General features: G+C 63.6%; 15 protein-coding genes. 6 read left to right on the top strand and 9 right to left on the bottom strand.

What is annotated here, in order from left to right:
• The first annotated feature begins 1 nt into the window (after position 1).
• The 3 genes from AB5Y59_RS17320 (at position 2) to AB5Y59_RS17310 (ending at position 4,130) form a co-directional block, all read left to right on the top strand.
• Positions 2 to 646, top strand: a complete 645-nt coding sequence (locus AB5Y59_RS17320; RefSeq protein ID WP_368212433.1) for a lactate utilization protein C — start codon at positions 2 to 4, stop codon at positions 644 to 646.
• Positions 646 to 3,438 carry an FAD-binding and (Fe-S)-binding domain-containing protein gene (locus AB5Y59_RS17315; RefSeq protein ID WP_368212432.1) on the top strand — a complete coding sequence of 931 codons (2,793 nt, stop codon included), beginning with the start codon at positions 646 to 648 and terminating at the stop codon, positions 3,436 to 3,438. The genes AB5Y59_RS17320 and AB5Y59_RS17315 overlap by 1 nt, the downstream gene beginning before the upstream one ends.
• A gap of 134 nt (positions 3,439 to 3,572) precedes the next feature.
• Positions 3,573 to 4,130, top strand: a complete 558-nt coding sequence (locus tag AB5Y59_RS17310) for a hypothetical protein (protein ID WP_368212431.1) — start codon at positions 3,573 to 3,575, stop codon at positions 4,128 to 4,130.
• 55 nt (positions 4,131 to 4,185) lie between these two features.
• Here the strand turns inward: AB5Y59_RS17310 and AB5Y59_RS17305 are convergent, their stop codons facing one another.
• The 4 genes from AB5Y59_RS17305 to AB5Y59_RS17290 form a co-directional block, all read right to left on the bottom strand.
• The gene (locus AB5Y59_RS17305; RefSeq protein ID WP_141712055.1) at positions 4,186 to 5,097 is read right to left on the bottom strand and encodes a hypothetical protein; all 912 of its coding nucleotides are present in this window, start codon (positions 5,095 to 5,097) and stop codon (positions 4,186 to 4,188) included.
• 450 nt (positions 5,098 to 5,547) lie between these two features.
• Positions 5,548 to 6,588, bottom strand: a complete 1,041-nt coding sequence (locus tag AB5Y59_RS17300; protein WP_368212446.1) for a lipocalin-like domain-containing protein — start codon at positions 6,586 to 6,588, stop codon at positions 5,548 to 5,550.
• A 173-nt stretch (positions 6,589 to 6,761) separates the two neighbouring features.
• Complete coding sequence (locus tag AB5Y59_RS17295) at positions 6,762 to 9,188, bottom strand: FtsX-like permease family protein (RefSeq protein WP_368212430.1); 2,427 nt, start codon at positions 9,186 to 9,188, stop codon at positions 6,762 to 6,764.
• 21 nt (positions 9,189 to 9,209) lie between these two features.
• Positions 9,210 to 9,890 carry an ABC transporter ATP-binding protein gene (locus AB5Y59_RS17290; protein WP_010674380.1) on the bottom strand — a complete coding sequence of 227 codons (681 nt, stop codon included), beginning with the start codon at positions 9,888 to 9,890 and terminating at the stop codon, positions 9,210 to 9,212.
• A 152-nt stretch (positions 9,891 to 10,042) separates the two neighbouring features.
• Here AB5Y59_RS17290 and AB5Y59_RS17285 point away from each other — a divergent pair, with 152 nt between their 5' ends.
• From AB5Y59_RS17285 to AB5Y59_RS17275, 3 genes are all read left to right on the top strand, one after another.
• Positions 10,043 to 10,516: a DUF4357 domain-containing protein gene (locus AB5Y59_RS17285; protein WP_010674381.1), complete on the top strand. Its 474-nt coding sequence runs from the start codon at positions 10,043 to 10,045 to the stop codon at positions 10,514 to 10,516.
• 135 nt (positions 10,517 to 10,651) lie between these two features.
• Positions 10,652 to 12,076, top strand: coding sequence for a sodium:proton antiporter NhaD (gene nhaD / locus AB5Y59_RS17280; protein WP_201934883.1), 1,425 nt, complete (start codon positions 10,652 to 10,654; stop codon positions 12,074 to 12,076).
• A 33-nt stretch (positions 12,077 to 12,109) separates the two neighbouring features.
• On the top strand, positions 12,110 to 12,676 hold the full coding sequence (locus AB5Y59_RS17275; protein ID WP_368212429.1) for a pyridoxamine 5'-phosphate oxidase family protein: 567 nt from the start codon (positions 12,110 to 12,112) through the stop codon (positions 12,674 to 12,676).
• 59 nt (positions 12,677 to 12,735) lie between these two features.
• Here the strand turns inward: AB5Y59_RS17275 and AB5Y59_RS17270 are convergent, their stop codons facing one another.
• The 5 genes from AB5Y59_RS17270 to AB5Y59_RS17250 all read right to left on the bottom strand — a co-directional run bounded on the left by AB5Y59_RS17270 (position 12,736) and on the right by AB5Y59_RS17250 (position 19,244).
• The gene (locus tag AB5Y59_RS17270; RefSeq protein ID WP_368212428.1) at positions 12,736 to 13,932 is read right to left on the bottom strand and encodes a Bcr/CflA family multidrug efflux MFS transporter; all 1,197 of its coding nucleotides are present in this window, start codon (positions 13,930 to 13,932) and stop codon (positions 12,736 to 12,738) included.
• A gap of 52 nt (positions 13,933 to 13,984) precedes the next feature.
• Entirely contained in the window at positions 13,985 to 15,673 is a 1,689-nt protein-coding gene (locus tag AB5Y59_RS17265; RefSeq protein ID WP_368212427.1) for a hypothetical protein, read from the bottom strand.
• Positions 15,674 to 15,742: 69 nt separating this feature from the next.
• A complete protein-coding gene (locus tag AB5Y59_RS17260; protein WP_368212445.1) occupies positions 15,743 to 17,005 on the bottom strand; it encodes a hypothetical protein in 1,263 nt (420 codons plus the stop codon).
• Between the two features lie 106 nt (positions 17,006 to 17,111).
• A complete protein-coding gene (locus AB5Y59_RS17255; protein WP_368212426.1) occupies positions 17,112 to 17,672 on the bottom strand; it encodes a hypothetical protein in 561 nt (186 codons plus the stop codon).
• A 147-nt stretch (positions 17,673 to 17,819) separates the two neighbouring features.
• Positions 17,820 to 19,244: an NAD(P)/FAD-dependent oxidoreductase gene (locus tag AB5Y59_RS17250; RefSeq protein ID WP_323886613.1), complete on the bottom strand. Its 1,425-nt coding sequence runs from the start codon at positions 19,242 to 19,244 to the stop codon at positions 17,820 to 17,822.
• Between the last annotated feature and the right edge of the window lie 48 nt (positions 19,245 to 19,292).

Below are 19,292 nucleotides of genomic sequence, written 5' to 3'. Positions count from 1 at the left end.
GATGTCGAGCAAAGAGGCCATATTAAGCCGCCTGCGCGGCGCCGCCACCCCCATGGCCCACGCCCCCCATGGCTGGCAGCCCTGGCGCGGGGAGGATGAACAGGCGCGGCGCGAGCGCTTTGTTGCCGGGATCCGCGCCAGCCACGCCGAGATCCTCACAGTCCAACAGGTAAACCTGGCCCGGGATCTGGCCGCCTGGCTGGATGAAGAAGGCGTGACGAGTCTGGCCTGTGGCCAGGGTGGCCGCTGGCAAGTCGAAATCGCGGCCGCCTGCGCCGGGCGATCTGTGCTAACCCCCTCTGGCGAGTTCTCGAGCTGGAAGGACGATCTGTTCGACGTCTGTCAGGCGGGCATCACCCACTGCGCGGGCGCCATCGCCGATACCGGCACGCTCGTATTGCTGCCCGATGGCAGCGAGCCGCGCACCTTGTCCTTGGTGCCCCCCTGCCATATCGCCCTGCTGGCGGCCTCCACCATCGCCGACAACCTGGCGGGGCTGGTGGCGGCCGGGCGTTGGCAGCAGGCCATGCCCACCAATCTGTTGCTGGTCTCCGGCCCCTCCAAGACCGCCGACATCCAGCAGACCCTGGCCTACGGCGCCCACGGCCCGAGCCGCCTCTTGGTGGTGCTGGTGGAGGATTGCTGATGCGCTGGAATGAATTTGATGCCGCTGTGCTCTCGCGCATTGCGCCGGAGCGGCTGGTGAGCGACCCGGACTTGCGATTGGCCCATGGCACGGACGCCAGCTTCTACCGCCTGGTGCCAGAGCGCATCGTGCGCCTCGACTCTTTGGATGAAGTGCGCTTCGTGCTGGGGGTGTGCCGCGAATTGGGCCTGCCGTGCACCTTTCGCGCCGCCGGCACCAGCCTCTCGGGCCAGGCCCTGAGCGATTCGGTGCTCATCACCCTGACCGACAGCTGGCGCGGCCACCGCATTCTGGACGAGGGCGAGCGCATCGCCCTGCAACCCGGGGTGATCGGCGCCGATGCCAACCGTTATCTGGCGCCTCTGGGGCGCAAGATTGGACCGGATCCCGCCTCCATCAACGCCTGCAAGCTGGGCGGCATCGCCGCCAACAACGCGAGCGGCATGTGCTGCGGCACCGCCCACAACAGCTATCACACCCTGCACGCCATGACGTTGCTGCTGGCCGATGGCACCGTGCTGGAGAGCGGCGACCCCCAGAGCCGCTCCGCCTTTGTGGCCAAACGCCCGGAGCTGCTCTCGGGGCTCGCCGCCCTGCGCGCCGAGGTGCTGGCGAACGCCGAGCTTGCCGCGAAAATTCGCCACAAGTACCGGCTCAAGAACACCACCGGCTACGCCATCAATGCCCTGCTCGACCATGAGGACCCCGTCGATATCCTCACCCACCTGATGATCGGCTCGGAGGGGACCCTCGGCTTTATCGCCGAGGTGGTGCTCGACACCGTGCCCGAATACCCCCACAAGGCCTCGGCCCTGCTGGTGTTTCGGGACGCCGAGCAGGCCTGTCTGGCCACCTCGCGCCTGAAAAGTGCGCCGGTGGCGGCGGTGGAGCTGATGGATGGGCGATCCCTTCGCTCGGTGGCGGGCAAGCCCGGCCTGCCGGACTTTATCAAGACCCTGGATCTGGCTGCCTGCGCCCTGCTTGTCGAGGTGCATGGGGAGTCGAAGGAAGAGTTGGTGGATCGCTGTGAGCAGGTGACGGCCATGGCCGCCGAGTTCGCCCAGGTCGCCTCTGTGCCTTTTACTACCGACAGCGCCGGGCTCTGGGCCATTCGCAAGGGGCTCTTCCCGGCGGTGGGGGCGGTGCGCACCACTGGCACCACCGTCATCATCGAGGATGTCGCCTTTCCCATCGAGCGCCTGGCCGAAGGGGTGGCGGGGCTGCAAGCCCTGTTCGATCGCTTCGAATACGGTGAAGCCATCATCTTTGGCCACGCGCTGGAGGGGAACCTGCACTTCGTCTTTACCCAGGGGTTCGACGATCCGGCGCAGGTGGCCCGCTACGGCGCCTTTATGGACGCGGTGGCCGAGCTGGTCGCGGTGCGCTTTGGCGGGTCCCTCAAGGCCGAGCACGGCACCGGCCGCAACATGGCCCCCTATGTGGAGCTCGAATGGGGGCCGGAGGGGATGGCGCTGATGCGCCGCATCAAGGCGCTGCTCGACCCAGCTGGCCTGCTCAATCCCGGCGTCATCATCAACGACGACCCCAAGGCCCACCTGGCCCATCTCAAACCCATGCCGGCGAGCGATGCCATCGTCGATCCGTGTATCGAGTGCGGCTTTTGCGAGGCGGTCTGCCCCTCGCGCACCCTGTCACTGTCGCCGCGCCAGCGCATCGTGCTCTATCGGGAGTTGTCACGCCGCACTCGTGCCGATGAGCCCTCCAACCAGCTGGCCCGGCTGTTTGACTATCAGGGGATTGAGACCTGCGCCGCCACCGGGCTCTGCGCCGATCGCTGCCCTGTCGGCATCAACACCGGCAGCCTGATCAAGAAGCTGCGTAGCGAAAAGTACCAGCGCTTCGCGCCCATCGCCCGCTGGAGCGCCGATCATTTCGCCGGCGTTACCCGCACGGCACGCGGAGCCCTCGGCCTAAAAGCCATTGCCGGCAAGGTGCTGGGAGACAAGGTGCTGGCAGGATTGGTGAACGGGGTTCGCCATCTGAGCGGCCAGCGAACGCCCGCCTGGCTGCCCACCCTGCCCGGGCCGAGCCGCCACCGGTGGCCACAAGGGGAGGGGAGCAATGATGAAGCAAGGGATCGCGCTGTGGTTTATCTGCCGTCCTGCGCGAGCCGGGTGTTCGGCCAGCAGGAGGAGGCCCCGTCACTGCCGGACGTGGTGTTATCCCTCCTCAAGAAGGCGGGTTGCCGGGTGATTGTGCCGCAAGGCATCGAGGGGCTCTGCTGCGGCATGCCCTATGACAGCAAGGGGATGAGCGAGGTGGCACAGGGCAAGCGTACAGAGCTGGCCGAGGCCCTGTGGCAGGCAAGCGAGCAGGGGCGCTGGCCCGTGCTGCTCGACACCAGCCCCTGCGTGCAGCGGCTGCTCTCGGGGGCGCTCGGCAAGGGCCTTCGGGTGTTCGAGCCCGCTACCTTTGTGCTGGAACACCTGCTGCCCCACCTTGAGCTGACCCCCATCGATGAGACAGTGATGCTCCATATCACCTGCAGCAGCCGGCGCATGGGGCTGGGGGAGGCGATGCTCAGTGTCGCCCGTGCCTGCGCCCGCGAGGTGATAGTCCCTGAGCATATCCAGTGCTGCGGCTTTGCCGGCGACAAGGGGCTGATGACCCCTGAGCTCAACGCCGCGGCGCTTGCCAGCCTGCCCGCCCAGGTGCCCAACGATTGCCGTCAGGGTTTCAGCAACAGCCGTACCTGTGAAATGGGGCTCAGCCAGCACGCCGGCATTCCCTATCACAGCATCCTCTATCTGGTGGATCAGGCGGCGAGATAGGGAAACAAAACGGCAGGATAACTATCCTGCCGTTTTCAATGGGGTGAACAAGGTGGCTTAAAAACGGGACTTGTCTGGTGCTACGTGCTATGAAAGGGGCCGATGCTGATACGAGCAATGGCAAGGAAGGATTGATGACGCCGCTAAACCACTATCTGCCTGCCTATCACTTCTGTGAAGAGCACGCTCGCGACATTGCCGCCGACCCGCACACCGTCATCCAGGCGGCGGCCAACTATCGACCGGAAGCGGATCCGACCTTTCGCCACCTGATCGGCTTGCGGGAAGTGCCGATGCGCCTTGGGCACCTTCTCGGCCGCCAACAGAGCGCCAGCCCGCCTCCCTTTGGCTTGGACAGATTCGTGCCGCTCGACAGCCATGACGACAACACGCTGCTCTACGGCCTTGTCGGCCGGTTCTGGCGGCCGGACTTTGGTCTGGTGACCATAGCGGACAGTCAGGCTTATCTGGACTTTGCGGCTCCAGGCGTTGCCAAGCTCGCTCTGGGGTTTTCGGCCAGCCGCCAGCCAAACGGCACCACTCGGTTGACCACCCAGACAAGGGTGTTCTGCCCGGATCTGGCCTGCCGCCTCAAGTTTGCACCTTACTGGTATCTGATCCGCCCCGTCAGCGGCCTGATCCGGCGCCGGATACTGGGCGCCATCAAGGCAGAGAGTGAAAGGAGGTTGTAGTCGTTATGTCGGAGCATTCACCACTAGGTGATAACAAACATAGAGTTTATTAAATTTATAGATAGCTTCCACTAACATGCCAACGATATATGTTGTGAAGCGTTTTATTTTTATTGACAAGGCCGACTCTAACATCATCCCAATCAAGTAAAAGCGCAAACTGTTCTATTGGCTTAGATGTTGGATTATCTACATTCACGATATACGCACTTGCTCCTATAGCATTACCTGAGTTAGCCTCTTTATAGTTATTTAGAGCATTTTCAACGTTCACTCTAGATGATGATACGTTTTCACTTATAAGTGTTCTAATTTTAATGTGCACATTACTAAAACAGCCGATGTAAATTCTAATTGCCTTTATAATTTCTACTCTTTCAGGCATTTCATGGAATACTGTTTTTTTAAATCCTGAATTTAAAGAAATATCATGTTTAGTAGCGAAGATTTTTATCTGATTAATCAGCTGATGATCCTCATGAGGGCCAACCCACTTACTTTGTAATGAAAGTGAGTGAACGGCTAAGCCGTAATGTTGGACATGGTTTCTAAGTGCCTCCATAAACCTATATTCGAAGTGGGTGTCATACTCAGTGCTGAAGTAAATCTTTGCTTGTCTGCCACAATCATGGTCACCGTGCATACAAATGCGAACGTGTTTTTCAATCTGATCATAATATAATTTTGTTGATGTAAGTAGATTTACCACCCTTCTATTTAAAGTACTTTGTAGCTCATAAGACTGCTGATAGGTTTCTTGGGTGAAAATCATTTGTTGGGCTAGTTGTGATAGTATTTCCTTCTCAAATTCTAAAAAATTTGAGACAAGAATATCATACTTTTCTTCTATCGCCTTTGCTGATAATAATATATCCATTGAGTGCTTTAGTGAATAAAATTCAGACTCATCTATCCGTAATGCTATTGTAGGGTCAAGGATCATTTGCTTAATAAAGAAGTGCTTCATATCTATCCTATATAGAACGTTTTGCGACGAAATATAATTAGATTCTCTTTGTGTAAAAAGGTATGTCTATCCATTGCTAATGGCATGAATATATTAAGGTTGCAAATGTCAAATATATTTAAGGGCCATATGTATTTTTTGTTAACCTATATTTCTGATATTTTTAACTTTTATAAATTATCCTACTCAGCTTTCACTGATACCTACTCCATACCATTATGTCAGAAAGCAACATTGCTACCGTACAGGCTTAAAGTTCCCAGAGTGCTGCGTTTAACCTGATTGGGTGGGAGGCATACGGGACTCCATTGTCTGCCATTAGAGCTGTGAAAACAGGATGAGCAGGGTATCAAGCGCGACTTCACTTGTTGAGTGAAACGTTTTATGTGAGAAGAGGTTTGACGCGTTATTTTGATGGGGATCCAAAATCGAAGCGGGGAGGCCCTGGGCTCAATACCCCGTCATCTCCAGATAGCCGACGCCCTTGGCATCCCCCGAGACGGATACCGCCCCTTCCCAGTAGTCAAAGCGTCCCGTCATGGCCTGATTGGCTTGGCGGGCACGGATCGTCAGGTTCAACTCGGCGGCTTCCAGCTGCCACTCGATGGGGTAGGCTTGCCCCTTGGGGCCGCGCCAGGTCCTGCCGGGGGTGAGGCGGATCTGCGCAGGGTTCAGCACCCGGCTGCTGCCGTCCCGCTCAATCAGGATGCCGTAGCGGTTCTCCGGCTCCGTGCGTCCTGCCTTGGTGCGCAGGCGAAACAGCATCAGCTCGCGCCCATCGTCAAACTGGAGCGAAAACCAGTCCCAGCCCGATTGCCACTGGGCCAATACCGAGCTGCTCCACTCGTGATCAAACCAGCCCTCACCGCTGACGTTGCGGATCTCGCCATCCAGGGTCAGGGTGCCGCTGATGGTCAGGCGCGGGTAGGAGTAGTAAAAGGAGGCGTTGCCCGGGCTCTTCTCGCTGTAACCCGCTTTGCCTTGCAGCACCGCGGGCTTGGCGGCGCTCACCTTCACATCAAGATCCCCCGCCTTGCTCTGCACCTTGAGGGTGGCGGGAAAGAGCGATTCCCCTTGAGAGGTAAGCACCCACTCTTTCAGCCAATACTGGCCGCCGCTGGCACCGGCGAGCCCTGGCCCCTGGCGGCTGGTGCGCTCGTCCTGCTGGTGGCTGCCTTTGCTCACATCCGTGATGGCGAACTGGGCCAACCAGAGTTGAGGGGTGAGCCAGGGGTTGTCGGATGTTATCTCCTGTTCAATGCCTTGGCGAAACAGGGTCCACTGCATGCCGTAGCCGCGCCCTTGCTCGTCTTTCAGGTTGCCGGTGAGATACCACCACTCGGAGCGGTAGTCGGGGTGGGCACCGTGATCGGCGGGCAGGTTGATGGACTGACCCGGCAGAGCCTTTTTGAAGTGATCGCTGCCACCGCCAAGGATGGCCCCCAGATCGCTTGCCTGCGCGTGGCCGCTTATGGCAACAAGCGGGATCAAGAGGGCTGCGAGCCAAGAGGACAAGATTCCCCTCACCCTGGCCCTCTCCCGAAGGGAGAGGGGATGGTTCGCGGCAGCTTTGTGCGCTTCTCTGCGCTGAATCAGGGGCGGTGACAGAGATCTGGTCAATGGGAACGTCAAGCCATGGCTGAGCCAGTGCGTCAACCAATCTTTCATACCACTCTCCTTGCGGCGTACCAGGAGGCCAGCGCCCCGCACACCGGCGCCAGCAGAAGCGCCGTGACGGCGTGCAGGGGGGCGGCCTCGAAGGCCAGCCGCCAGCCAAAGGCACGGGGGTTGACCACCTCAATCAGCACCCAGGCGAGGCCATAGCCCACCGGCAGTGCCAGGAGCGCGGTGAGCAGCCCGAGGCCCGCCCCTTGCCACACCAGCAGCCGGCGGCAGTGCCGCGGGCTCAGGCCAAGGCTTTGCAGGGTCTGCAACTCGCCGCGCCGGGCCAGCCCCAGCACCATGAAGGCCGAGCCGATGCCGACGAAGGCGATCCCCAGGATCAGCAACTTCAATAGTTCGGTCACCACGAAGGTCTGATCGAACACCCTGAGGGCGGCGGCGTGGATGGCGGGGGCGGGCAACAGGTTCACCTGCTCGCCAAACTGGCTCCTGAGCCTGTCGCCAAGGCGCTCGGGATCCGGGCTGAAGAGGGCAAGGGATTGCACCTTGCCCCCTTCGAAGGCGTGCAGTATCTGCCCCTTGTCGCTGCCGTAATCCTGATAGACGCCGGTGACGGTGAAAGCCCTCGGTCCCCCCTCGCTGGTTACCTCGAGGCGCTGGCCCACCCTGTCCCCGAGGCGTACCGTCAGCGGTTCGCTCGCCAGCACCTCGTCGGGAGCAGCGGGCCAGCGCCCGGCCAGCAGGGGATAGGCGGCTTTGAGCTCGGGGATAAAGTCCATCTGCGCCCACTCGATGGGCTGCCCCTGCCAGCGGGCGGGGAGCACGGCGCGGCGGGAGGCGGCGCGCACGTCCGGCGAGGCGAGGATGGTGTTGAGGGTCTGCTCGCCGAGGGCGCCCCTGCTGCCGGCCACCCCCTTGGGGGCGGTGACGTAGAGATCGGCGGCCAGGCGCTGGCCGAGCCAGATCTCCACGCTCGAGCGAAAGCTCGACACCATGACCCCGATGCCGATGGCCGCGGCGATGGCCAGTTGCAGCGCCATCACCGCGATGGCGGTGCGATCCAGGTGATAGAGGGTTTCTGCCACCTCGAGCCGGGCGGTGAGGGGGCCGCGTGCACGCAGCCGCCCCAGCAAGGAGCGAAGGGCATCGGGCAGCAGGAGGGCCATGGCGAGCAGCCAGCCTCCGGCCACGAAGAGGGCGCCGCCAAGGCCGGTTTCTGGCCGCCACAGACACAGGGCGCACAGCAGCAGAATGACGATGGCAAGCCCCCGGCGTTGCCAGGGGTGAGCCGGTGGGCGACTGTTGCCCTCTCGCAGCGCAAGGGGGGATTGGCGCAGCAGTTGCCACCAGCCGGGCAGGTTGGCGGCAAGCATCCCCAGAAGGCCAATCACCAGCGCCTTGCCAAGGCTCGTCGGGGAGAGGCGCAGCAGGTCGATGGGGTTGGGGCCATAAAGGTCGGCCAGCGCCTGGGTGAGCTGCCCCATCAGGGCGAGGGCCAGCAGGCTCCCCAGCAGCAGCCCGAGCAGGGTGCCGAGGGTGGCGAGGATCAGGATCTCCAGGGTCAGCCAGCGCAGCACCCGGCGCGGCGGCATCCCGAGGATGATGAGCTGGGCGAGCAGGGGGCGGCGCACGCTCTGCACGAAGCGCTGGGCGTTGAACACCAAAAACAATCCCACCGCCATGGCGAGCAGGGAGAGGGCGGTGAGGTTCAGCGCCAGCGCATCCCCGAGCTGGCTGGCATCGAGCGCCGGGCTGATGGGCTCAAGCCAGAGGGGCTGATGGGGGGCATAAGATTGCAGGGCCGCCTGCAAGGCTCTTTGCAAGGTATTGGCCTCTTGCTCGCTGAGTTTGAAGACGATGCGATCGAGCCGTCCTTCCTTGCCAAGCAGGGGCTGGGCGAGGCCGATGTCGGTCACCAGCAGCCGCTCCATGGGGACGGCGCCGGGCTCGAAGGTGCCGGCCAACGTGAGGGTCAGCGGGCGTTGCCCCTCATCCCCCAGCACAAAGGTTCGCGACTGGCCCGGTTGCCAGTCAAGGCGCCTCGCCTCGGGGGCGGCCAGCCAGACGCTGTCGGCGCGATTCAACGAGACATCGGGTTGGCTGTCTGGCGCATCGCCAAAGAGGCGGCGCAGGGGGCCGGGGTTGAAGAGATCCATCCCCAGCAACTGGAAGCTGCGCCCCTGGGCGTCCTTGAGCCAGGCGTGAAGCTCTGGCATGGCGTCAAGGTTCGGCTGGCTTCGCACCAGCCTCACGTAGACTTGCTCATCCAGGCCACCCTGGGGGGCCAGGCGGTAGTTGGCCTCCCCGGCGAGCTGGCTGCGGGCGGCGACGAAGTTGGTGCGGGCGCTGTGGTTCAAGAGCTCGATGGCCACCACCAGGGTGACCCCGAGGGTGAGCCCGGCCAGGCTCATCAAGAGCAACCAGGGGTGAGCGCGATAGAGGCGCAGCAGCGCCTTGAGCGGCAACATCAGCAGGCCCCCCGGCAGACGTCAGCCATGGCGGCGCCCTTTGAGCTCGACCAGCTGCCCCCCTTCAAGGCGCAGCACCCGATCCGCCAGGTCGCCATAGCCCGGGTTGTGGCTCACCAGCAAGAGACCGGCGCCGGTATCGCGCACCGCGCTCATCATCAGGGCCATCACCTGCTCGGCGTTGTGTTCATCAAGACTCCCGGTGGGTTCGTCGGCGAGCAGCCAACGGGGCTGATGAATGAGGGCACGGGCCAGCGCCACCCGCTGGCGCTGGCCGCCGGAGAGCTGCTCCGGCCAGGCGTGGCGCTTGTGGCTCATGCCAAGGCGCGCGAGCAGGGCATCGAGGCGCCCATCGTCCTGGGGCAGGTTGTTTATCTGAAGGGGCAGGGCGAGGTTCTCGGCCACGGTCAGGGTCGGCAGCAGGTTGAAATCCTGATAGACGATGCCGAAATGGCGCCCGCGAAGCCGGGCCCGCTCGTCTGTCGGCAGGGTGTCGAGACGGGTCTCTTCCAGCCAGATCTCCCCCTCGTCCGGGGCGATGAGACCGGCGATGAGGTTGAGCAGGGTGGACTTGCCACAGCCGCTTTGCCCCAGCAGCAGGCAGGTTTCCCCCGGGGTGAGGGCGAGATCCAGCCCCTCAAACAGGGGGAGCGTCTCGCCGCCGTTGGCGAAGCGTTTACTGAGGTTGCGCAGGCTAAGCATGGGATAACCGTTTGATGGTCAATGGCTTTCACAATGTCCGTCACTATGCCAGTTAGTGATCGCGCCTGCAAAAGGGATGGGGATCCTCGCTGGATCCCGCTCGCCTGAGGTGGTTAGAATAGGGCCTTCCATGGGTCACAGGATGAGCAAGGATGTTACACAAGCAAGTCAGTTTTATCGTCGACAGCAAGGGCGTCAAGCAGGCTGCCGTGGTCCCCATCGATATCTACAACGAGCTGATGACCCTGCAAAAGGCCCTCTCCGACAACAAGCCGGGGGAGCGCGAGCTCTACCACTTCAATGGCAAGGGGGCAGAGGCCCATGGTTATCCGGTGGGCAAGCGGCAAAACCCCGGCTTCATGGTCCAGGCGGGCTCCACCGCCAACGGCGAGGATGCGGCATCCCTGCGCGAGGCGGTGATCGAGCTGCGCCAGGAGCTGCTGGGCAAGGGGGTGCTCGTTCCCCACCCCGAAGGGGGCTTCATCTTTACCGCCGATCAGCTCTTCAACAGCCCGAGCCTGGCCGCGAGCCTGGTGGCGGGCAACAACCGAAGCGGGCTGGATGCCTGGCAAAACAGCGCAGGCTACACCCTCAAGCAATCGGGTTTTGGCAAGAAGACCTCCTGATGACGGGGCCCGGCAACGGGCCTCGCTCATGTTTGCCTGAGTGCCCGCGGCGGGCCGCTCATCAGGACGACAAGGAGGGCGGCTTCCTTTTGCGCTGCTAGCCTCAATGCCAGACGCCTGCCAGGAGATGCCACCATGTCTGGACTCCTTCGCCTCGTGCCCGGGGCGGCCCTGCTCAGTGCCCCCGCAGTTGCGGGCAACGGCCCCCTCGATCTGACCCACAGCGGGGTCGGGCTCTTCGCCCTCGCCATCTTCGCCCTGGCTTACGCCCTGGTGATGGCCGAGGAGTACCTGAAGCTGCGAAAGTCCAAGCCGGTGCTGGTGGCCGCCGGCATCATCTGGATAGCCATCGGCCTGGTCTATACGGGGCAGGGGCACAGCGAGCTGGTTCAGGCCGGTTTTCGGCACAACCTGCTGGAGTATGCCGAGCTGATGCTCTTCTTGCTGGTGGCCATGACCTATGTGAACGCCATGGAGGACAGGCTGCTGTTCGCCGTGCTGCGGGTACGCCTGGTGCAGGCGGGATTCAGCCTGCGCACGCTCTTCTGGCTCACCGGTTTTCTCGCCTTTTTCATCTCCCCCGTGGTGGACAACCTCACCACGGCGCTGCTGATGTGCTCAGTGGTCCTCAACGTGGCCAACGGGGAGCGCCGCTTCATCAACCTGGCCTGCATCAACATCGTCGTGGCAGCCAATGCGGGCGGCGCCTTCAGCCCCTTTGGCGACATCACCACCCTGATGGTGTGGCAGGCGGGCAAGGTGCCGTTCCAGCAGTTCTTGCTGCTCTTCATCCCCGCCCTGCTCAACTTCCTGGTGCCGGCCACCCTGATGAGCCTGATGGTGCCCCGTCTGGTGCCCGCCATGCCGGGCGAGATGGTGGTGCCAAGGCGCGGCGCCGTTGTCATCGTGCTGCTCTTTGTGCTCACCATAGTGACCGCCGTCGCCTGCCATCACTTCCTGGGGCTGCCCCCCGTGCTCGGCATGATGATGGGGCTGGGCTACCTGCAATTTTTCAGTTTCTATCTGCGAAAGACCCAGCCCGTCACCCTGGCCCGGGCACGGGCGCTGTATGAGCGCACCGGGGACGAGGCCAGGCTGCTGCGTCTGGGCTCGGTGGTGCCGTTCGATGTGTTCAACAAGATTGCCAAGGCGGAGTGGGACACCCTGCTCTTCTTCTACGGGGTGGTGATGTGCGTCGGCGGCCTCGGGTTTATGGGGTATCTGGCGCTTGCCTCCCATTTCCTCTATGACGGTGGCGATCCGACCCTGGCCAACGTCACCATCGGCCTGCTCTCCGCCCTGATCGACAACATTCCGGTGATGTTCGCCGTGCTCTCCATGGAGCCGCAGATGAGCACGGGGCAGTGGCTGCTGGTGACATTGACCACCGGGGTGGGGGGCAGTCTGCTTTCGGTCGGCTCCGCCGCCGGGGTGGCCCTGATGGGGCAGGCCAGGGGCATGTATACCTTCGTCGGGCACCTCAAGTGGTTGCCTGCCATTTTGCTTGGCTATATGGTCGGCATAGGGGCGCACCTGTGGCTCAACAGCGCCCTGTTTTAGGCAACCCGGTTCCAGGCACCAGGGAGAGGCAGGATGGGACAACTGTTCGAGGCGCTTTCGCCGCGCCATGTCACTTTTATCGAGGGACAGAAGATCTTCTTCGTCGGCACGGCAGCCGCGAAGGGAGCGGTCAATCTCTCCCCCAAGGGCGGGGATTCGCTGCGCGTCCTCGATGCCCACACCCTGGCCTGGCTCAACCTGACCGGCAGCGGCAACGAGTCCGCAGCCCAGGTGCTGCAACAGCCGCGTATGACGGTGATGTTCTGCGCCTTCGAGGGGGCGCCGCTTATTCTGCGAGCCTATGGCCAGGCACGGGTGCTGCACCGCACTGATCCGCAGTGGCCGTCGTTGCTGGCGCTGTTCCCCCCAAGCGTAGCGGCTCGCCAGATCTTCCTGCTGGACATTGAACGGGTCCAGACGTCGTGCGGCATGTCGGTGCCTCTGTATGAGTACCAGGGAGACAGGGAGGATCTTGCCAACTGGTCGGCCCGTCAGGGCCGGGAGGGGATTGAGGCCTACTGGCGCAAGAAAAACCAGCTAAGCCTGGATGGGCTGGAGAGCGAGATCCTGGCGCGCAGCGGGTTGCAGGCCGATGACTGAAGCCTGCGCCCCGATGCAAAAAGCCCTGTCCATGGACAGGGCTTTTTCATTGCAGGGCGTCAGGGGACGCGCTTGCCGCTCAGCAGCCAGTAACTGAGGGCCGACCCCATGCCGCAACCGGCGATGGCGATGGCCATAGGGAGCGGCGATTCGGGGGGATTGAGGTTGACCAGCACCCCCACCAGGGCCCCAAGGCCAAAGCGCAGGGTGCCCGCCAGCGCCGAGGCGGTGCCTGCGGACTGGGGGAAGTGGCCCATCAGGCCGGTCATGGCGTTGGCCCCCACCAGGCTGATGTGGCCGACGAAGAGCACGACGGGGATGACGATGCCCCACAGGCCCCCGGTCTGGCTCCAGGCGTTGTAGATGAGCAGGGCCCCGGCGAGCGGCAGCACGGTCAGGCCGTATCGCAACATGCGTTCGGCACCCACCCCTTTCACCAGCCGGCTGTTGGCGAAGGTGACCACCATCATCAGCAGGATGTTGAGGCCAAAGAGCCAGCCGTAGTGCTCGGTCGGCACCTTGAAATACTCGATGTAGACATAGGGGGATGCGCTCAGGAAGGCGAACATGCCGGAGCTCGACAGAGCGCCGCACAGCACATAGCCCATGGCACCACGGTGGGAGAGCACCCCCCAGTAGTTGCGAAGCACCTGCCCGAGTCGCAGGGGCTGCTTGTGCTCGGGTTTGAGGGTTTCCTCAATCTTCCACTGCATCACCAGGCAGATGAGCAGGCTGATGGCCACCAGCAGCCAGAAGATGACCCGCCAGTCGCTGTGAGCGCTGATATACCCCCCCACCACGGGGGCCACCAGGGGGGCGAGGGTCATCACCAGGATGACGAAGGACATGGCGCGGGAAAACGCATCCTTCTCGAACAGGTCTCTCAGCAGGGCGTTGACCACCACCGAGCCAGCCGCCCCGCCAGCTGCCTGCAACATGCGCCAGGCGAGGAGCTCAGGCAGGGAGTCCGCCATGGCGCAGCCTACGGAGGCCACGGCAAACATCGTCAGGCCAGCCAGGATCACCGGCTTTCTGCCGAAGCTGTCGGCGAGCGGCCCGTAAAAGAGCTGGCCGATGGCAAAGCCCCCCAGGAAGGCGCTGATGGTGAGTTGGGCACCGTCGATGCTGGTAGCCAGATCCCGGGCGATGGCGGGAATGGCGGGCAGATACATGTCCACCGCGAGCGGAGTCAGGCCCGCCAGGGCACCGAGCAGGATGAAGAGGAAACGGGGGGAGAGGGAGCTGGCTTGGGGCATAGGGGATCCGAGTCGTGGGCTGGGCCGGGTTAAGAGGCAGGTGTTGAGTCTATCAGTTTTGGCGGGCGCGATCAGGTGCATCCTGCCCGATGCCCTTTTGTCGGGTGTGGCGCCAGAGCAGCCAGAGCCAGGCAAGCCATCCGAGCAGGGAGAGGGCATTGCCGGTGCGCTCCGGCCAGCGTGCCGCCAGGGTCAGGGTGAGGCTGTGGTGGCCTGCCGGAACCCAGAGTTGCATCAACCCCTGGCGATTGGCGCTCACCGTCAGCGCCAGGTGCCCGTCGAGGCGGGCCTCCCAGCCGGGGTAATGGTATTGGTGCAGGACCAGCCGGGTCGGCACCCGGGCCTTGACCTCCAGCGCCAGGGCGCGGGGTTGCCAGCGGGTCAGGGTCCAGCTTGCGCCTGGCGGTTCGGCGCTGACAGGCGGCTGGAACTCCTCCTTCCAGGCGAGCAGGGTCGGGGCGAACATGCCTCCCGGTACCTGCCTTGGTCTGTATTCCCGGGCACTGCGCTTGCTGTCGAACTCGAATGCCATGGCCTCTCGTTCGGGGGCCTGGGTCAGGGGGGCGTGACGCACATAGGCCAGGGTGGAGAGGAGGGTCAGCAGAAATACTCCCCACCAGAGCCCTTGCCAGAGACGATGGGGCTGGGTGCCGAGCGCCACCACGGCGACCGTGGCAAGGGCGAGCACCAGGTTGAGCCGCCAGGGAAACTGCACCCGCTGCAAGGGGGGAAGCAGGCTCCAGAGAGGCTGGCTCGGGGGCAGCATCATCAGGAAGGCGACGACGCCGATCGCCCCCCAGCACAGCAGCTCGGGGTGGCGCGGCTCCCGGGCGGCTGCCCAGGCGATGAGCAGCAGGGCCAGGGTCAGCATGCTCTGCCACGCCAGGTGACCGCGAAAACGCCAGTCCTCCCAGGCGCTGGGCAGGCGGTCGAGAAAGTTGCGCCTGTAGTCGAACATGCCGCCACGCATCAGCTCCATGGAGATGGCCCCCTGATCCGCCAGGGCGGGCAGCAGCAGGGCGGCAGCCATGCAAAGCCCCATACCCTGGGCGCCGAGGGCTTGCCAGCAGGGCGTCAGAGTGCGGGTGCGTCTGGCGAACCAGAAGGCGCGCAAGGTGACCAGCCCCATCATGAGCAAGAGGCTGGGGAGGTGGGAGAAGGCCAGCAGCGCCAGCCCCAGGATCAGCAGGGGCAACCCCTGAGGTCGTCCGCGGTGGGCGAGATCCTGCCCCAGCAGGATAAGGGGAGCCCAGGCGAAGGCCCAGAACTCCGCCAGGGCGAAGCGGGCATAGAGATCCATGGCGACATGATAGGGCAGCGCCAGATAGAGCAGGCTGGCGGCCAGGGCCCGGCCAGGGGGCGTGGTGGCACGCAGCCACAGATAGGCAAACACCCCGGAGAGCAGCAGGGCCAGGGTGGCGCTGCCAAGTAAAGGGTAGATGGCCTGCTGGGGGTGGGCACCGGGCCCGGCAAAGAGGGCGCTGACGTAGTAGGGGAGCGGGGGATAGAAGAAGAAGGTGGGGCTGCCGAAGCCGCCGTTCATGGCCATCAGCCAGCGGGGATAGAGCTCCCCCTGCCAGAGCTGGCGGGCAAAGTAGTGGCCGGAGAGCAGGTGATGAAACAGATCGTGTCCCTGGCTGCCCCCCTGCCACCAGAGCGGCAGCATCAGCAGGGCGCAGGCCAGCAACAGGGCCAGCGCGACCCGGATCCCCTCCCCGGTTCCGCTCGTGTTTCTTTCCATTGCACTGGTTCCTGACAGACCCGGCTGTGAGTGTAGACGAGTCGTGCGATGCCCTCGCAAGCGCCCGGTTCAGCGGGGCAGGGCGAGCCAGAGGCCGGGTTCAGCGTGAAAGCGGGGGGCAAACCAGAGGGTGTCATAAGACCCTGGTAGCGCCTCTGCCCCCAGGGGGCGGCGGCTGAGGCGGCAGGCCCCCTGAGTGAGCGCAAGGGCGGCATCCCCCCGGTACCAGCCGTCGGTGACGGGCAGGGTTGTGGTTTCCCTAAGCAGCCTCACTCCCCACTGGGTCACCAGCGCCGGGCACGTTTGTTCTGCCAGTCTGGCGGCCCGGGTCATGGCTGGTGCCGCCGGTGGGGTGAGGGTGCAGAGCAGCAGCAACAGGGCCCCCAACACGGCTGGCAGCTCGCCCCGGCGCGGTAGCCAGCCTGCCAGCAACACCAGGCCGAGCAGGGTGATGGGGGCCAGATGGCGGGGATTGTCCGGGTTCTGGCCAAACAGGGTCCAGAGCAGCAGGACGAGCCAGTAGAGGGGCCAGAGCACGGAGGGGGTCGCATTGTGATCCTTGGACCGTTGCCAGAGCGGCAGTACCAGCAAGGCTCCCATCAATAGGGGCCAGAGCGGGGTGAGCTGCTCGTGGAAGGTATTCGCCCAGCTCAGCAGTCGATCCCCGTGGGCCGCCGCCGTGTTGCCCCACAGGGTAAAGTGGCCGTCGGTAAAGCGCCGCCCCTCGCTGAAATAGGCCCAGCCATCGGCCTGCCAGACAAACAGCAGGCAGGCTAGCCCCACCAGCGCGATGGGGAGCACAAACCTGACGCGCGTGCCCTGCTGCGCCATCCCCAGCCAAAGGGGCAACAGGGCCAACACGAAGTAGGAGGGACGCAGCGCCAGCATGAGGCCGAGCAGCAGACCTGCCAGGGCCGCTTTGCGATGCAGCAAGGCCAGCAGCGCTGCCAGCCAGGCGGCGAGCGCAGGCCCGTCGGACAGGCCGGAGAGGGCGAGCGTCGGGGTGAGCGGCAGGGCCAACACCAGCAGCCAGACCGGCGCCAGCAAGCTTGGCCGCTGCCACAATCTGGCCGCGAGGAAGGCGGCGAGCGGCGCCAGCAAACTGCTCCCCAAGAGGCTTGCCCACTGCACCGCGCGGGCCGGATCGTCCACCGCCAGATTGATCAGCCGCGCCAGCCAGATAAAGGCGGGGTAGCCCGGAAAGTGGGGGGAGAACTCCAGCACGCTGAAGCGCACCACCCCGTGGGCAAAGTTGAGGGCATCGTCGGAATCGAGCGCCACGGGGAAGGTCAGCAGCCAGCCAAGCCAGGCCAGTTGCAGCAGGGCAAGCAAGTAGGGTCGATTAGCGAAGCGTAATCGGCCGTGATGACGCCCCCCTTCTCCCCTTGCGGGAGAAGGGGTGGGGATGAGGGGGGTCGTCATCATCGATGAGAGGTCATCAAAGCGGCGCCAGCACGGCCATCAGCGCTTTTTCCGCTGTGGCAAAGGCGGCGGCGTCGGCGGGCTTGGCTCCCACCCCGAACACCCCAGGGTTGCCGATGGCATCGAGCACCTTGGCCAGCGCCTGTTCGGCGGCCTTGCGATCCCCTTCATTGAGGGAGGGGAGGATCAAATCCAAGAAGCGCTTGCTCTTGACCACCAGAACCTTGGCGGTCTGGTAGTCGCCAAGGTTCTGGCTGGCCCCCTCGAGGCGGCGCTCGATCTCCGCCTTGTAGGCCCGGTTGAGCAGGGCGGCGGTGGCTGCGGCGTCTTTGGCCTTGATGGCGGCTGCCAGCGGTGCTTGCAGCTCGACCTTGTGGTGCTGTTCCAGATAGGTCAGCTCCTCGGCAATCTCGCTCAAGGTGGCGCTGGCATCCTTGCCGTCAGTGGCTGCGCCCAGCAGTGCCTCGCGGGCATCGATCAGCGGCTCCTTGCCGGCGGCGGCGTAGGAGTAAGCCTGCGCCTGCCCGCTCAGGGTCAGCAGCAGGGTGAGGGCGAGTAAACCCGGGCGGATGGTCATCCTGTTCTCCTTACTTATGCCAAGAGGTTATGCCCATGGCGCGGCACTCAGGCCACGCTCTGGGTTTCAATGACGGTATTTTCGTTGCGATGATTGAAGGTGTTGCGGCGTCTGTCCACCTCCTTCGTTCACCACATTCAGGGGCCATCAGGCCACGCTCTGGGTTTCGATCACGGTGTTTTCGTTGCGATGATTGAAGATGGCGTGGCGTCTGTCCACCCCGTCGATCACCATGTCGGCGGCCATCATCCCCATCTCCATGGCGGTGTCGGTGAAGATGTAGCGGAATGTCCCCTGACGGCCGGTCATGATGAGGTTGGTGATCGGCATCAGCGCCTTGATGGCTTCGTTGCGGCGGGCCTGATAACCCAGATCCATCAGCGGATAGGCGTACTCGCTACGTGCTTCAAAAGTCTCATCGCCAAGTTTCTGGGTGTCGACGCCGAGGCTGGCGAGATCGGCGGTGACCCGGCCGCGCAGATCAGAGAGCGGTGCCTGCCAGGTGGCATCCCCCGGATTGCAGGGGATCTCCAGCATCACGGATGTTTGCCCCATTGGTGCCATAAAGGGGCTGCGCCGGCGCGGCTCCTGCAGACGGGTCGCCAGAATATGGGGGTCGGAGAGGTACTGCCAGGTGTTGTCCGACAGGTTCTCCTGTTTGAGAGGCATATTGACGAAGCGAAGCGACCGGTAGTGCAGATCGCACGGCAAGCCCAGATGCTGGCAGGTGAGCGGCAGCGGCAGGGTGGAGATCACCTGATCAAATCGCTCGCTCTGCTCCACATTATCTTGTGACCAATACACCCGTTCGATGCGGCCATCGGTCTGCTCGAGGCGGGTGATGGTGGCGCCGGTTTTCAGCTCAACCCCTTCGGCCACCAACCGCTCGCCCAAGGTGGTGAAGATCTGGCCGAAGCCGTACTTGGGATAGCGGTATTTGCGGGCATAGGTGCGCACCGACATGCTGCCGTTGCGCCTTGGCAGCAGGCGGCGTGCCACGTCTTTGAGATCGATCAGGCTGATGCGCTGGCCGGCCCAGTCGGCGGAGAGCTTGTCCGGGTTGATGCCCCACAGCTTGCCGGTGTAGCCCTCGAAGAACTGGCGGTAGAGGGTGCGACCGAAGTGGCTCTGGATCCACTCGGCAAAGCTCGCCTTGGCAAAATCGGTGGGCTTCTTGGCAAAGGGCAACAGCAGCAGATCCTTCACCGCACCGGCCATCAGGGCCAGCGGCGCCGTCTTGAGCAGGTTGGGCAGGTTCAAGGGGTAGTCATAGGTGCGCCCGCCAAAGCGGATGACGCTCTTTCGCTCGGCGTGGAGCAGGTCGTCCCCCATCAGCTCGTCGATAAAGGCGAGCAGCTCGGGGTTCTTGGTGATGAAGCGGTGGCCGCCGTAGTCGAAGCGATACTCGCCGTCGCGCCCCTTGAAGGTCTGGGTGGCGCACATGCCGCCGACGACCGGCTCCTGCTCGAACAGGGTGACCGCAAAACCGGCCTGGCGCAGGCGCCAGGCGGCCATCAGACCGGCAGGGCCGGCGCCCAGCACCGCAATGTGCTTCTTGTTGTTGTCGTTCATGAGTGTTCCGAAACGGCGTGATAGCTGGGGGAGCCCGCCTGTGCGCGG

The sequence above is a fragment of the Aeromonas sp. s10 genome (assembly GCF_040907975.1).
Taxonomy (GTDB): domain Bacteria; phylum Pseudomonadota; class Gammaproteobacteria; order Enterobacterales; family Aeromonadaceae; genus Aeromonas; species Aeromonas caviae.
This window is presented reverse-complemented; position numbering and strand designations above follow the sequence as displayed.